Source organism: Planomonospora sp. ID67723 (assembly GCF_015711605.1).
In the GTDB taxonomy this organism is placed as follows: domain Bacteria; phylum Actinomycetota; class Actinomycetes; order Streptosporangiales; family Streptosporangiaceae; genus Planomonospora_A.
Genome location: NZ_JABTEZ010000005.1, coordinates 1 through 13,348, shown reverse-complemented (window position 1 = coordinate 13,348; position 13,348 = coordinate 1). Strand labels below are relative to the sequence as shown.

Genomic DNA, 13,348 nt, shown 5'->3' with positions numbered 1-13,348 from the left:
ACACGGATTGCCGGGGGTTTTTAGAAGAGCGCCTGACCGCCGCCCCCGCCCGTCGCCAGCGGCTCGACGAGCTCCGGCCCGTTGTTGCGCACCGAGTTCACCGCGGTGGAGACCGGATGGATGACCAGGCCGGTGGAGCCGGCCGGGATCAGGAACTCTCCGGCGTCGGCGACACCGGGGTCGAGCCAGTCGGCCCACCGGCCGCGCTCGATCAGCATCGGCATGCGGTCGTGGACCTTGCCCGCCTCGTCGACCGCGGAGGTGGTGATGATCGTGCAGGTCGTGAGCCAGGCGAGCGGGTCGTCGTCGGGCCGGCCCCGGTCCCGCCAGAACTCGTACAGCCCCGCCATCGCCATGGGACCGCCGTCGGCCGGGTGGACATAGTAGGGCTGCTTCTTCGGCTTGCCCTTGGCGTCGGTCTCCTCCAGCACGGCCCACTCGAAGTAGCCGTCGGCCGGGAGCAGGCACCTGCGCTCGGCGAACGCCCTGCGGAACGAGGGCTTCTCCGCCACCGTCTCCACCCGCGCGTTGATCATCTTTGCGCCGATCGACGGGTCCTTGGCCCAGCTCGGGACCAGCCCCCACTTCATGACCCGCAGCTGCCGGACCGGCCGGCCCTCCGGGCTCTGCTTGGGCACCCGGCTGAGCACCGCGTAGACCGGCTTGGTCGGCGCGATGTTGTAGTCGGGCCTGAGCTCGTCGTCGGCGGCCCCGTCGAGCTCGACCTCGAACTCCTCCAGCAGCTCGTGCTTGCCCCGCGCAGAGGCGAATCTCCCGCACATGCCTCCACTCTGCCACTTCCCGCACTTCCCGGTCACCGGTGACGTCTCCTATTCCCACGCTTCCCGCCGGCCCCTCTCCCGATCCCCGCGATCCCGTCCGGTGAGGCGGGCTCGGTAGGCTTTCGGACATGTCCGCTCCGCTGTGGCCCGCCCCGACCGCGACCGACCCCGTGCGTGCGACCGTCTCCCTGCCCGGCTCGAAGTCGGTGACCAACCGCGCGCTGCTGCTCGCCGCGCTCGCCGACGGCCCCGGCACGGTACGGCTGGCACTGCGCAGCCGCGACTCCGACCTGATGGCCGACGCCCTGCGCGCCCTCGGCGCCGCGATGGACTCCTCCAACGAGAGCGGTTCCAGCCTCGACTGGACGATCACGCCCGGTCCGGTCACCGCCGGGGCGCGGATCGACGTGGGACTCGCCGGCACCGTGATGCGCTTCGTGCCGCCGATGGCCGCCCTGGCCGACGGCGAGGTCTCCTTCGACGGCGACCCGCACGCCCGCAAGCGCCCGATGGGCACGATCCTGGCCGCGCTGCGCGCCCTCGGCGCCGAGGTGACCGGTGACGCGCTGCCGTTCACGATCCGCGGCCCGCTGTCCGGGGGCGAGGTCACGCTCGACGCGTCGGGCTCCTCCCAGTTCCTCTCCGGCCTGCTGCTGACCGCCGCCCGCTTCCCCAAGGGCGTGACGGTCCGGCACCAGGGCCCGCCCGTCCCGTCGCAGCCGCACATCCGGATGACCGTCCAGATGCTCCGCGAGTACGGCGTGCGGGTCGACGACTCCGAGCCCGACGTCTGGCGGGTGGAGCCCGGCCCGATCCTGGCCAGGGACTTCACGGTGGAGCCCGACCTGTCCAACGCGGCGCCGTTCCTGTCCGCCGCGATGGTGACCGGTGGCACGGTCGTCATCCCCGGCTGGCCGGACGAGACCACCCAGCCGGGCGACCAGCTCCGCCACCTGCTGGCGGAGATGGGCGCCCGGGTCGAGCGCACGCCCGGGGGACTGGCGGTCACCGGCACCGGCCGGATCTCCGGCATCGAGGCCGACCTGCGCGATGTGGCCGAGCTGACGCCGACGATCGCCGCCCTCGCCGCCCTCGCCGACTCCCCCAGCCGGATCGGCGGCGTGGCCCACATCCGGGGGCACGAGACCGACCGGCTGGCCGCGCTGGTCGCCGAGATCAACAATCTCGGCGGCGACGCGAACGAGACCGAGGACGGCCTGGAGATCCGGCCGCGCCCGCTCACCGGCGGCGTGTTCCGTTCCTACGCCGACCACCGGATGGCCACGGCCGGCGCGGTGATCGGGCTGGCCGTGCCCGGGGTCCAGGTGGAGGACATCGCGACCACGGGTAAGACCCTTCCCGAGTTCGCCTCGATGTGGGCGCGGATGCTGGAGGAGGACCGCTGAGAAAGCGGGAGTACGACGAGGACGACGTCAGGGTCCGGCCGGGGAAGGGTTCCCGGCCGCGGACCCGCATCCGTCCCGCGCACGAGGAGGCCGTCGCGGGCTTCGTCGTGGCGGTCGACCGCGGGCGCTACACCTGCCTGGTCGCCTCCGAGGGGGAGAAGGGCCGCCGCCGCAGGAAGGACCGCGCCGAGGGCGCCGCGATGAGCGGCCGGGTCGTGGTGGCCATGAAGGCCCGGGAGCTCGGACGCAAGGGCATCGTGGTCGGCGACCGGGTGGCGCTGGTGGGCGACGTCTCCGGCCAGCCCGACACGCTGGCCCGCGTCGTCCGCGTGGAGCCCCGCGTCTCGATGCTCCGCCGCTCCGCCGACGACACCGAGGACACCGACGGCATCGAGCGGCCCGTGGTCGCCAACGCCGACCAGCTGGTGATCGTCACCGCGCTGGCCGACCCTCCGCCCCGCCCCCGCATGATCGACCGCATGCTGGTGGCGGCCTTCGACGCCGACATCGAGCCCCTGCTCTGCCTGACCAAGTCCGACCTCGCCTCGCCCGAGGAGCTGGTCTCGCTCTACGAGCCGCTCGGCGTGCCGTACGTCGTGCTCCGCAAGGGGAGCGACCTCGGCGAGGTGCGCGAGCGGCTGGAGGGCCGGATCAGCGTGCTCGTCGGGCATTCGGGGGTGGGCAAGTCCACCCTGGTGAACGCGCTGGTCCCGGACGCCAACCGCGCCGTCTCCCACGTCAACGCGGTGACCGGCCGGGGCCGGCACACCTCCACCTCGGCCGTGGCCCTGGAGCTCCCGGAGGGCGGCTGGATCATCGACACGCCGGGCGTGCGCAGCTTCGGCCTGGCCCACGTCTCGGTCGAGACCGTCCTGGCGGGCTTCCCCGACCTCGTGGAGGGCACGGTGAACTGCCCCAAGGGCTGCACCCACCTGAGCGAGGAGTGCGCGCTGGACGGCTGGGTCGCCGCCGGGCACGCCGACCCCGTCCGCCTGGTCTCCCTGCGGCGGCTGCTCTCCAGCCGCGAGGGCGCCCCTGAGGATGCCCCTGAGGACGTCCGCCCGGACGCCTCCTAGCCGCCGGATCCCCGGCGGGGTCCGGCGGGCCGGCCTGGTCAGCGGTTGGGGCGCAGGGTCCAGGCGACGGTCATCTCCGAGACCGGGGTGCCGTCGGCGGTCCTGATCTCGACGGTCACGTCGAACTCGGGGCGCTCGCCCGCGTCGAGCCCGGCCACGACCTCCTCCCGCGAGGCCCGCAGGCGCGCCTCGGCGACGACCTCGCCCATCGCGAGCTTCACGTAGCGGATCGCCGCGTCCACCGCCAGCGGGGTCGCCCGGGAGAGCTGGTCGCCGAAGGTGGCGAGCATCGCGGCGCCGGAGGCGGACTCGGCGAGGGTGAACAACGCCCCGGCGTGCGGGCCGCCCAGGTGGTTGTGCAGATCGGCGCGATCGGGCATGCGGCAGAGCGCGAAGCCCGGCTCCACCTTCTCGAAGGAGATGTCCAGCGTCCGCGCGAACGGCACGCTCCGCAGCATGAAAGCACCCACGTCAAAAGTCATACACCGATGCTACTAGCGAGTAACAAAGCGGCTGGCGGGCGGTCCGCCCGGTGATCGATGATCGGTACGGCGCGCTCCGCGAACTGCGGCGCCACGATCCGATCCTCTGCTTCGGCGACCGCACTGCTACGACCGGCCGCCGACGCGGTAGCGTTCCCCCGTGACGGGTTACAACGACGACCTGCGCCTCGCGCACGTCATGGCCGACGCCGCCGACGATCTGACCATGCGCCGGTTCAAGGCGGTGGATCTGCGCGTCGAGACCAAGCCCGATCTCACCCCGGTGAGCGACGCCGACCGGGCCGTCGAGGAGTCCATCCGGGGCACCCTCCGCCGGGCCCGGCCGCGCGACGCGGTGATCGGCGAGGAGTTCGGCGCGACCGGCTACGGCGCGCGCTCGTGGATCGTCGACCCGATCGACGGCACCAAGAACTACGTCCGCGGCGTCCCCGTCTGGGCCACGCTCATCGCCCTGATGGACCAGGGCCGCGTCGTCGTCGGCCTGGTCTCCGCCCCGGCGCTCGGCCGGCGCTGGTGGGCCGCCCGTGACAGCGGCGCCTGGACCGGCCGGAGCCTGGCCAAGGCCAGCCGCTGCCAGGTGTCCTCGGTCGCCCGCCTGGAGGACGCGTCCTTCTCCTACTCCAGCATCGGCGGCTGGGAGGAGGCCGGCAAGCTCGACAACTTCCTCGACCTGAACCGGTCCGTCTGGCGCACCCGTGCCTACGGCGACTTCTGGTCCCACATGATGGTCGCCGAGGGCGCGGTCGACGTGTCCGCCGAACCCGAGCTTTCTCCGTGGGACATCGCGGCCCTGACCGTGATCGTCGAGGAGGCCGGCGGCATCTGGACCGACCTGTCCGGTGTCCCCGGCCTCGACGGCGGCAGCCTGATCTGCACCAACGGCTCCCTGCACGGGGAGGTCCTCAAGCGCCTCGGCGGCGGCCCGCTCACCCTCCCCGTCTAGATCCGGCAGTCCCCTAGATCCCCAGGCAGCGCGCGGCGGCGGCCAGCAAGCCGTCCCGGTAGGCCCGGCCGTACAGACAGACGTGCACGAGCAGCGGGTGCAGCCGGTGGAGGGGCACGCGCTCGCGCCAGCCCGCGGCCGGCGGTGACTCCTCCGCGTAGGCGGTGAGGATCCGGTCCAGGTGCGGGGCACCGAACAGCCCGAGCATCGCCAGGTCGGTCTCGCGGTGCCCGCCGTGCGCGGCCGGGTCCACCAGGACGGCGCCGTCCGCCGACCACAGCACGTTCCCGCTCCACAGGTCGCCGTGGATGCGGCTGGGCGGCTCGCCGGGCCCCGCGATGTCCGCCATGCGGGAGCAGACCCGGTCGAGGAGGGCGGCGTCCCCCGCGTCGAGCCACCCTTCGTCGCGCGCGCGCCGTACGAAGGGAAGGACGCGGCGGGAGGCGTAGAACGACGGCCAGTCGTCTGCGGGCGCGTTGTCCATGGGCAGCTCCGCGATGAACCCGGGCCACGGCGCGCCGAATCCCGCCGCCCCGGCGCCGTGCATCCGGGCCAGGTCGCGGCCGAACCGCTCGGCCGCCTCGGGGCCGGGCCGGGCGGTCTCCACCCACGACAGCACGAGCCTGTCGTCGGAGGCCTCGATCACCTCCGGCACGGCCACCGCCCCCGCCTCCCCCAGCCAGCGGAGCCCGGCCGCCTCGGAGGTGAACAGAAGGTTAACCCGTCCCGTCTTCACGAAGGCGGGGCGACCGCCGGGAAGTTCCGCCCGGTGCAGCCGCCAGGCATGCGAGGCGCCGAGATCCTCGACGATCCTCACCGGGGTCGCCGGCCCTTCCTGCGGCCGGCGACACCCGCGAAGACGGCTCGCATGCCAAAACCCATGACCGAAGGATGCCATCCGGCCGGGCCCGGGGCGAAGCACGCCGGCCCCCGGCGCCCCGCCGAGGCGGGACCCGGCCGGAAACCTCCGACCGGGGCGGGCGAAGATGGAGACAGGCCGCTTTCCTGTCACGTTCCAGAATCGTGAAAGCCCACGTGGCGAGAGGAGGGGGTCTCGTCGGACGGCATTCACACGAGCATGCCCACTCTTCCAGCGGCGGTCATGGCTCGTTTCACTTCCGTTCACTTTGGACCGGTTACATCGGAGTCGTTGAGAACGGATCTCACTACGGAGAAGGAACATACCGTGACCAGTGGACAGCGCCGCCTCAGCGCGGTCGCGACGGCCGCGCTCGTCGTCTCGCTCGCGGCGGCGTGCGGCGGCAACGCCAAGCCCGGCAGCAGCGACAGCACCTCCTCTGCCGCCGCCTCCTCCGACTCGCAGGCCGGCGGGCAGCTGAGCGGCGAGATCAAGGTCGACGGCTCCAGCACCGTGGCGCCCCTGACCCAGGCCGCGACCGAGCTGTTCGGCGAGGAGCAGCCCCAGGTGAAGATCCCGGTCGGCACCTCCGGCACCGGCGGCGGCTTCGAGCGGTTCTGCGCCGGCGAGACCGACATCTCCAACGCCTCCCGGCCGATCAAGGACGAGGAGAAGGCCGCCTGCGAGGCCAAGGGCATCAAGTTCACGGAGCTCACGGTGGCCACCGACGCCCTGACCGTCGTGGTCTCCAAGGAGAACGACTGGGCCACCTGCCTGACCACCGACCAGCTCAAGAAGATGTGGGAGCCGGCGGCCGAGGGCAAGGTCAAGACCTGGAAGGACGTCGACCCCAAGTTCCCCGCCGAGGAGCTCAAGCTCTACGGCCCGGGCACCGACTCCGGCACGTTCGACTACTTCACCGACGAGATCAACGGTGAGGAGGGCGCGAGCCGCAAGGACTACAGCCCCTCGGAGAACGACAACGACATCGTCACCGGCGTCTCGGGCACCAAGGGCGGCCTGGGCTACTTCGGCTTCACCTACTTCGAGGAGAACGCCGACAAGCTGAAGGCCGTGGAGGTCGACTCCGGCAGCGGCTGCGTCGCCCCGAGCGTCGAGACGGCCCAGGGCGGCACGTACACCCCGCTGGCCCGCCCGCTGTTCATCTACCCGTCGGCCACCGCCGCCAAGCGGCCCGAGGTCGCGGCCTTCCTCGACTACTACGCGGGCAACATCAACGCCATCGCCAAGGACGCGAAGTTCATCCCGCTCAACGCCGAGCAGGAGGCCAAGCTCAAGGCGGACATCACGGCCCTGAAGAGCCAGAGCTGATGTCGGCACAGCACCGTACGACCGTGTCAGGGGCCTCCCGGTCCCTGGCGCGGTCGCGCCCGCGTTACGGGGAGTACGTCGTCAAGGCGGTCCTCATGCTCGCCGCGCTGGTGTCGATCGCCACCACGATCGGCATCGTCGCGGCCCTGCTGGAGCCGACCATCGAGTTCTTCGGCGAGGTCAGCCTCGGCGAGTTCTTCGGCTCCACGACCTGGGGACCGCTGTTCAGCCCGCCGGCCTTCGGCGTCTGGCCGATCATCGTCGCCACCGTGGAGATCACGCTGATCGCGGTCGTGGTCGCCGTGCCGCTCGGCCTGGCCGCCGCGATCTACCTGTCGGAGTACGCCAGCGTGCGCACCCGAAAGATCTTCAAGCCGGTGCTGGAGGTCCTGGCGGGCGTGCCCACGGTGGTCTTCGGCTTCTTCGCCCTGACCTTCGTCACCCCGGTGCTGCGGGACGTGTTCCCCTTCCTGGATCTGGAGGCCAAGAACGCGCTCAGCGCGGGCCTCCTGGTCGGCGTGATGATCGTCCCGATCGTCGCGTCGCTGTCGGAGGACTCGATGGCCGCGGTGCCGAACGGTCTGCGTGAGGGCTCCTACGCGCTCGGCGCCTCCAAGATGCTCACCTCGGTCCGGGTCGTGGTGCCCGCCGCGTTCTCCGGCATCGTCGCCGCCATCATCCTGGCCGTCTCCCGGGCCGCGGGCGAGACGATGATCGTCGCGATCGCGGGCGGCTTCAAGTCGGTGTTCACGCTCTACCCCGGCAACGAGATGGCGACGATGGCGGCGTTCATCGCCCAGGCCGGCTCGGGCGACGCCTCGGTCGGCTCCGTCGCCTACAAGACCATCTTCGCGGTGGGGTCGCTGCTGTTCATCATGACCTTCGCCATGAACTACCTCAGCGCCCGCATGGTCCAGAAGTATCGCGAGGTCTACGACTGATGGCCATCCTGTCCACGCCCCGCTCCACGGTGCAGCTCGCCAGCAAGGGGCGCCCGCTCAAGGAGCACCTGTTCCGCATCGCGCTGCTGGCGAGCCTGGCGATCGCGATCGTCTTCCTCACCATGCTGGTCGTCTACGTGGTCGAGGAGGGCTGGCCCCGGCTCGACGCGCGGCTGTGGGAGAACCAGCCCTCGATCCGCCGCCCGGAGAACGCCGGCATCCAGTCCGGCATCTTCGGCACCCTCTGGATCATCGGCCTGACCGCCCTGATGGCTCTGCCCACCGGGATCCTGGCCGCGATCTACCTGGAGGAGTACGCCGACAAGACCAAGTGGTACAACCGCCTGATCGAGCTGAACATCTCCAACCTCGCCGCGGTTCCCTCGATCGTCTACGGCATCCTCGGCCTGGGCATGATCGCCCGCTGGATGCAGTTCGGCTTCACCGTCATGACCGGCGCGATGACCATCTCGCTGCTCGTGCTGCCCATCGTGATCATCTCGGCGCGCGAGGCCATCCGCGCGGTGCCCGCCTCGATCCGCGAGGGCTCGCTGGCGCTGGGGGCCACCCAGTGGCAGACGATCTACCGGCAGGTGCTCCCGGCCTCCATCCCCGGTATCGCGACCGGCTCCATCCTGGCCCTGTCCCGGGCGATCGGTGAGGCCGCGCCGTTCCTGATGCTCGGCGCCGCGACGCTGGTCCGGTTCAACCCGGAGGGCGTCTGGAGCAACTTCAGCGTGCTGCCCCTGCAGATCTACAACTTCATCACCCGCCCCCAGGAGGAGTTCGCCGTCCTGGCGGCCGCCGCGATCGTCATCCTCCTGGCGATCCTGCTGCTGATGAACTCCGTCGCCATCTGGCTCCGTAACCGCTACCAGAAGCGCTGGTGAGAAACGCAATGTCCGAGATCGCCGACTACCGCAACCCCGTGCCGGCCACCGCGTCGGCGGCTCCGATTGGAGTTTCCGTGCCGAACGTGTCCGTGCGCGGCCCCGAGGTGCCCCGCACCATCGAAGCCCTCGATCCGGTCTTCACCGTCTCCGGCCTCAGCGTCTTCTACGGCGACTACGAGGCGGTGCGCGGCGTCGACATGACCATCGGCAACCGCGAGATCACGGCCATGATCGGCCCGTCGGGTTGCGGCAAGAGCACCGTGCTGCGCTGCTTCAACCGGATGAACGACCTCATCCCCGGTGCCCGCGCGGCCGGCAAGATCCTTTACCACGACGAGGACCTGTACGGCGAGCACGTCGACCCGATCGAGGTCCGCCGCCGCATCGGCATGGTCTTCCAGAAGCCCAATCCCTTCCCCAAGTCGATCTACGACAACATCGCCTACGGCCCCCGGGTCAACGGCGTGAAGGGGCGGATGGACGACATCGTCGAGGAGGCGCTCACCAAGGCCGCCCTCTGGGACGAGGTCAAGGACAAGATCAAGCAGAATGCGCTCTCCCTGTCCGGCGGTCAGCAGCAGCGACTGTGCATCGCCCGGGCGATCGCGGTGAAGCCCGACGTGATCCTGATGGACGAGCCCTGCTCGGCCCTGGACCCGATCGCGACCACCAAGATCGAGGACCTGATGCAGGAGCTCTCGCGCGACTACACGATCGTCATCGTCACGCACAACATGCAGCAGGCGGCCCGCGTCTCCGACCGCACGGCCTTCTTCACCGCCGAGGTGGACCACGCCGGGGTGCGCCACGGCCGCCTGGTGGAGTTCGACGAGACCAGCCGCATCTTCACCAACCCGAACGACAAGCGGACCGAGGACTACATCACCGGCCGTTTCGGCTGAGGATCCGCCCCGACAGGCTTCGCACATCCCTACTTGGAGGATCCGGGTGATCCAACCGCAGGCGGCACCCGAAGTGGACGAGGACACACGGACAGCGCCCATTCTGCTGGTGGCCGACCCGGAGCCGGCCCTGGTCGACGAGCTCACCGTGATCCTCGGGAAAGAGGGGGTCGAGGTCACGGGCGTCGCCGACGGCGCCCAGGCCCTGTTGCAGGCCGGAGCGCTCCGGCCCGACGTCGTGCTCGTCAGCGCCTCGCTGCCGGTCATCGGCGCGGTGGAGTTCATCCGCGCCGTACGGCTGACGCGGGCGGTCCCCGTTCTGCTCGGTGTGGGCGAGGGCCACGCCGAGCAGGCGGTTCAGGCGCTCGCGGCCGGAGCCACCGCGTGCGTGGCCCGGCCGTACCGGGTGCCCGAGCTCCTCCCGCTCGTGCAGGCCGCGATCGTGGGCGATCCGGGGGTCCGCCGGACGCTCGTGGTCGGCAACGTGGAGCTCGACGTCAACGCGTACCAGGTGAAGGTGGACGGCCGGATCGTCCACCTCCCGCTGCGCGAGTTCGAGCTGCTGCACTACCTGATGCGCAACGCGCAGCGCACGGTCACCCGCGAGCAGATCATGCGGCACGTGTGGAACTCCACGGACACCACTTCCACCAACACGATCGCGGTGCACGTCAAACGGCTGCGCGCCCGCCTCGGGGACACCGACGACCAGCTCATCCAGACCGTGCGCGGCGTGGGCTACCGCCTGGTCGAGCGTTCCTGACGGCCGCTTCCGCGCGGGCCCGGGCGCGCCGGCGGCACTTCCTCCCGCCGGCGCGCCCACCCCGTCTGACACATCCGGCATTCCTTTTATGCCCGAAATGACATGCACATTCGGAAAAAAGAATCTTCTCCCATGGATGCGAAAGGGCTGAATCGCATCCCATCCGGGAAAGCGGCGGATCTCCTGCGATAAATGCGGCTTCACCATCAAAGAAGCGCCATGAGCCTTTGACCGAAACGTGGCGCGACGACGTTGAATCGGTGCCTGCGGTGCGAGATTGTTATTCGCGACAACGAGCAGTCAGCCGGTTACGGCTTACAGCAGGAGTCTCCAGAAGTTCCCCGTTTCGTTTCCATGGAGGAAGCATCATGATCCGTCGTATTCTCGCCGGTGCGGCCATCGCAAGCATCCTGGGCGCCGCTGGGCTGGCCACCGCCGCCGCCGCCTCGGCTGACGACTGGCACAAGCCCAGCACCACCTACGTCATCGACGACAGCAACCACAACGAGATCCTGAACGACCTCATCGACCTCGCGCTCCTGGGCATCATCGAGAACTGAGGCGTCTCTCTGCCGAACGGTGACGGGCGCCCGGCTCCGCGGGCCGGGCACCCGCCCTCCGGGGATGGTCCCCAGTCATTCCTTCCCGACCCACGGGAAAAGCGATGACGTGAGCATCCCGAAAACAAAAAAGAAAGTCCCCGGTGCGGACGTCGTTGGCCAGCGACTGACACGCCGGGGACTTTCTCTTTACCGGACGGACCGCGATGCGGCGTCCCTTCAGCGAACCTGGGCCGCCGGTTCAGCGGGCCTGGGCCATCAGGCGGAGAACCGTTTCGTCGTCGCAGCTCGACCAGAATTCTCCGACGACGTCCTCCAGGTGCTCCAGCGAGTCCGCCCGGAACAACACATCCTGATATTTCGTGATGTCATAATCGGTGGTGCCCATGGCGACGAGGTCCAGCGGGCGGATGTCCATCCCGCGGAACTCCTCGATCTCCCCGTAGGACGAAAGGATGCCGGCGCCGTACGCCCGCAGCTCGTCCTGGTCGGTCATCACGCCGAACTCCAGCGTGAACCAGAAGATCTTGGAGATGAACTCCAGCGCCTGCTCGGTCTCCACCCGCCGCGCCGCGCGCCCCGCCAGCCGGTAGAGCCGCGCGTAACGATCGGAGGCGAGGGCGTTGGCGTGCCCGATCACCTCGTGGATCACATCCGGCTCGGGTGTGTAGAGCGGCGTGGAGTGGTGCCGGATGTACTGCGTCGAGTGGAAGAAGCCGTCTGCCAGGACCCCGTAGAAGTCCCGCAACGGCACCAGCCCCGCGGCAGGGAGGTAGCGGAAACCGGTCAGCGGCTTCAGCAGGTCGCCGACCTCCTGAAGCTGCGGGATGCGCTCGCCGGGCAGGTTCAGCCGCTCGGTCGCGTCCTGGTACTCGGCGGTCGCGTACTTGCGATGCTTGATCGCCAGCTCCCGGCTGACGATGCGCCACACCTCGTGTTCCTGCTCGGTGTACTCGGCCGTCGGAATCGGCGTGCCGGGTACGTACCCGATCGCGAGCGCGGCGATGGCGTTGCGGCGGGCCCGGTAGACGGGGTCCGCGAAACCGGGGTGACTCGCGGCGAGCTCGACCTCGACCGTGCCGTCGTCACGAGTCGCCACCGGTGCGAAGTACTGTGCTTCCTCGAACATGTATGAAATGACAGCAATTCTCGGAATCGCTGGCAAGAGCGAGCAGTTCGGGTGGGCGAATCGTGCAGTATCGCATGGTCAGTCCTGGCTCATGCTGGTCATATCGCCTAGCCTGATGGCGTGCCCATCGACGAGCTCGACAGCCGCCTCCTGGTGACCATGCGCGCGCACCCGCGCGTCGGCCTCACCGAACTCGCCCGCCTGCTCGGCGTGGCCCGCGGCACGGTGCAGGCCCGCGTCGAGAAGCTCACCGCGCGCGGTGTCATCGCGGATTTCGGGCCGACGGTCACCCCCGAAGGTGTCGGCTACCCCATCCTGGCCTTCGTCTCCCTGCAGATAGCCCAGGGCCGCCTGGCGGAGGCCGTACAGGCGCTGGAGGCCCTCCCGGAGATCCTCGAGGTGTACGGCACCAGCGGCCAGGCCGACCTGCTCTGCCGTGTGGTGGCCCGCAGCACTCCCGATCTGCAGGAGGTCATCGCCCGGATCCTGACCTCCCCGGCCGTCCAGCGCACCGACACCACGATCGCCCTGTCCGTCCAGGTCCCCTACCGGATCGAGCCGCTGCTGCGCACCGCCTCCGCCTGACCTGGTGGCGGCGGAGCCCTCCCGGCGCCCCAGGGCGCTCCCCCGGCCCACGCCGAGGGGAGGTACGGTCGACGACGGACATCCCCGTCCCCGAGGAAAGGCGACGCGTCTTGGACATCACTGTGATCGACGTGCCGGAGCAGAGCCGATACGAGGCCCGTCTGGACGGCGCACGGGTGGGGCTCGTCGACTACATCCGCACCGGGAAGACCATCATCTTCGTACACACCGAGGTCGACTCCTCAGCCGGAGGAAAGGGAGTCGGCGGGAAACTCGCCAGGGGCGTCCTCGACGGCGCGCGCTCGGAAGGGCTCTCGGTGGTGCCCAGGTGCCCGTTCATCAAGGGGTGGATCGACCGCCACCCGGAGTACGCGGATCTCGTCTCGGCTCATCGCTGAGCCTGGCCCGGACTCCTCCCTCGGAGCCGGCAGAGACGGAGCGCCACCTCCCCGGCCGTGCCCGCATCCCGAACACGGAGGATCCCGGGACAGGCCCCGGGAGACCCCCGGGAGACAACACCCCCCGGCGGAGAACCCCGCCCCCCCGGGGAAACACACCCGGAAACATCCCCGGGAAAACATCCCCGGGAAAACACGAAGGCCCCCGCCAAAAGGCGAGGGCCCTCAATGAAAGATTGTCCGGCGGCGACCTACTCTCCCACACCCTCCCGAGTG

At 70.1% G+C, this 13,348-nt stretch carries 15 protein-coding genes; 11 read left to right on the top strand and 4 right to left on the bottom strand.

Annotated elements, in window-relative coordinates; all coding sequences use genetic code 11:
- Window positions 1-20 precede the first annotated feature (20 nt).
- On the bottom strand, window positions 21-782 hold the full coding sequence (locus tag HS041_RS30950) for an SOS response-associated peptidase (protein ID WP_196444417.1): 762 nt from the start codon (window positions 780-782) through the stop codon (window positions 21-23).
- A gap of 128 nt (window positions 783-910) precedes the next feature.
- Here HS041_RS30950 and aroA point away from each other — a divergent pair, with 128 nt between their 5' ends.
- Complete coding sequence (gene aroA, locus HS041_RS30945) at window positions 911-2,188, top strand: 3-phosphoshikimate 1-carboxyvinyltransferase (RefSeq protein ID WP_196444416.1); 1,278 nt, start codon at window positions 911-913, stop codon at window positions 2,186-2,188.
- Entirely contained in the window at window positions 2,158-3,264 is a 1,107-nt protein-coding gene (gene rsgA, locus HS041_RS30940) for a ribosome small subunit-dependent GTPase A (RefSeq protein WP_374058896.1), read from the top strand. The genes aroA and rsgA overlap by 31 nt, the downstream gene beginning before the upstream one ends.
- A gap of 38 nt (window positions 3,265-3,302) precedes the next feature.
- Here the strand turns inward: rsgA and HS041_RS30935 are convergent, their stop codons facing one another.
- Complete coding sequence (locus HS041_RS30935; RefSeq protein ID WP_196444415.1) at window positions 3,303-3,746, bottom strand: DUF4442 domain-containing protein; 444 nt, start codon at window positions 3,744-3,746, stop codon at window positions 3,303-3,305.
- A 160-nt stretch (window positions 3,747-3,906) separates the two neighbouring features.
- On the opposite strand from HS041_RS30935, the gene hisN reads away from it, so the two are divergent.
- Window positions 3,907-4,710 (top strand): histidinol-phosphatase, encoded by an 804-nt coding sequence (gene hisN / locus HS041_RS30930; protein ID WP_196444414.1) that lies wholly within the window; start codon window positions 3,907-3,909, stop codon window positions 4,708-4,710.
- A 13-nt stretch (window positions 4,711-4,723) separates the two neighbouring features.
- Here hisN and HS041_RS30925 read toward each other — a convergent pair whose 3' ends face one another.
- Window positions 4,724-5,527 (bottom strand): fructosamine kinase family protein, encoded by an 804-nt coding sequence (locus HS041_RS30925; RefSeq protein WP_307845530.1) that lies wholly within the window; start codon window positions 5,525-5,527, stop codon window positions 4,724-4,726.
- Window positions 5,528-5,896: 369 nt separating this feature from the next.
- Between HS041_RS30925 and HS041_RS30920 the strand changes: the two genes are divergently transcribed.
- The 6 genes from HS041_RS30920 (at window position 5,897) to HS041_RS30895 (ending at window position 10,960) form a co-directional block, all read left to right on the top strand.
- Window positions 5,897-6,901, top strand: coding sequence for a PstS family phosphate ABC transporter substrate-binding protein (locus HS041_RS30920; RefSeq protein ID WP_196444412.1), 1,005 nt, complete (start codon window positions 5,897-5,899; stop codon window positions 6,899-6,901).
- Between the two features lie 23 nt (window positions 6,902-6,924).
- Window positions 6,925-7,842 (top strand): phosphate ABC transporter permease subunit PstC, encoded by a 918-nt coding sequence (pstC, locus tag HS041_RS30915; protein WP_307845529.1) that lies wholly within the window; start codon window positions 6,925-6,927, stop codon window positions 7,840-7,842.
- On the top strand, window positions 7,842-8,732 hold the full coding sequence (pstA, locus tag HS041_RS30910; protein WP_196444410.1) for a phosphate ABC transporter permease PstA: 891 nt from the start codon (window positions 7,842-7,844) through the stop codon (window positions 8,730-8,732). The genes pstC and pstA overlap by 1 nt, the downstream gene beginning before the upstream one ends.
- Window positions 8,733-8,818: 86 nt before the next feature.
- Complete coding sequence (gene pstB / locus HS041_RS30905) at window positions 8,819-9,637, top strand: phosphate ABC transporter ATP-binding protein PstB (RefSeq protein WP_374058917.1); 819 nt, start codon at window positions 8,819-8,821, stop codon at window positions 9,635-9,637.
- 46 nt (window positions 9,638-9,683) lie between these two features.
- Complete coding sequence (locus HS041_RS30900) at window positions 9,684-10,400, top strand: response regulator transcription factor (protein WP_196444409.1); 717 nt, start codon at window positions 9,684-9,686, stop codon at window positions 10,398-10,400.
- Between the two features lie 368 nt (window positions 10,401-10,768).
- Window positions 10,769-10,960 carry a hypothetical protein gene (locus HS041_RS30895; RefSeq protein ID WP_196444408.1) on the top strand — a complete coding sequence of 64 codons (192 nt, stop codon included), beginning with the start codon at window positions 10,769-10,771 and terminating at the stop codon, window positions 10,958-10,960.
- A gap of 241 nt (window positions 10,961-11,201) precedes the next feature.
- Here the strand turns inward: HS041_RS30895 and HS041_RS30890 are convergent, their stop codons facing one another.
- Window positions 11,202-12,089 carry a phenylalanine 4-monooxygenase gene (locus HS041_RS30890; protein WP_196444407.1) on the bottom strand — a complete coding sequence of 296 codons (888 nt, stop codon included), beginning with the start codon at window positions 12,087-12,089 and terminating at the stop codon, window positions 11,202-11,204.
- A 120-nt stretch (window positions 12,090-12,209) separates the two neighbouring features.
- Here HS041_RS30890 and HS041_RS39835 point away from each other — a divergent pair, with 120 nt between their 5' ends.
- Window positions 12,210-12,674, top strand: coding sequence for an Lrp/AsnC family transcriptional regulator (locus HS041_RS39835; RefSeq protein ID WP_196444406.1), 465 nt, complete (start codon window positions 12,210-12,212; stop codon window positions 12,672-12,674).
- A 110-nt stretch (window positions 12,675-12,784) separates the two neighbouring features.
- The gene (locus tag HS041_RS30880) at window positions 12,785-13,072 is read left to right on the top strand and encodes a GNAT family N-acetyltransferase (protein WP_196444405.1); all 288 of its coding nucleotides are present in this window, start codon (window positions 12,785-12,787) and stop codon (window positions 13,070-13,072) included.
- Window positions 13,073-13,348: the final 276 nt, after the last annotated feature.

Coding starts and splice junctions, on each gene's coding strand:
- HS041_RS30950 (WP_196444417.1), bottom strand. CDS start 782: ATGTGCGGGAGATTCGCCTCTGCGCGGGGCAAGCACGAGCTGCTGGAG.
- aroA (WP_196444416.1), top strand. CDS start 911: ATGTCCGCTCCGCTGTGGCCCGCCCCGACCGCGACCGACCCCGTGCGT.
- HS041_RS30935 (WP_196444415.1), bottom strand. CDS start 3,746: ATGACTTTTGACGTGGGTGCTTTCATGCTGCGGAGCGTGCCGTTCGCG.
- pstA (WP_196444410.1), top strand. CDS start 7,842: ATGGCCATCCTGTCCACGCCCCGCTCCACGGTGCAGCTCGCCAGCAAG.
- HS041_RS30895 (WP_196444408.1), top strand. CDS start 10,769: ATGATCCGTCGTATTCTCGCCGGTGCGGCCATCGCAAGCATCCTGGGC.
- HS041_RS30890 (WP_196444407.1), bottom strand. CDS start 12,089: ATGTTCGAGGAAGCACAGTACTTCGCACCGGTGGCGACTCGTGACGAC.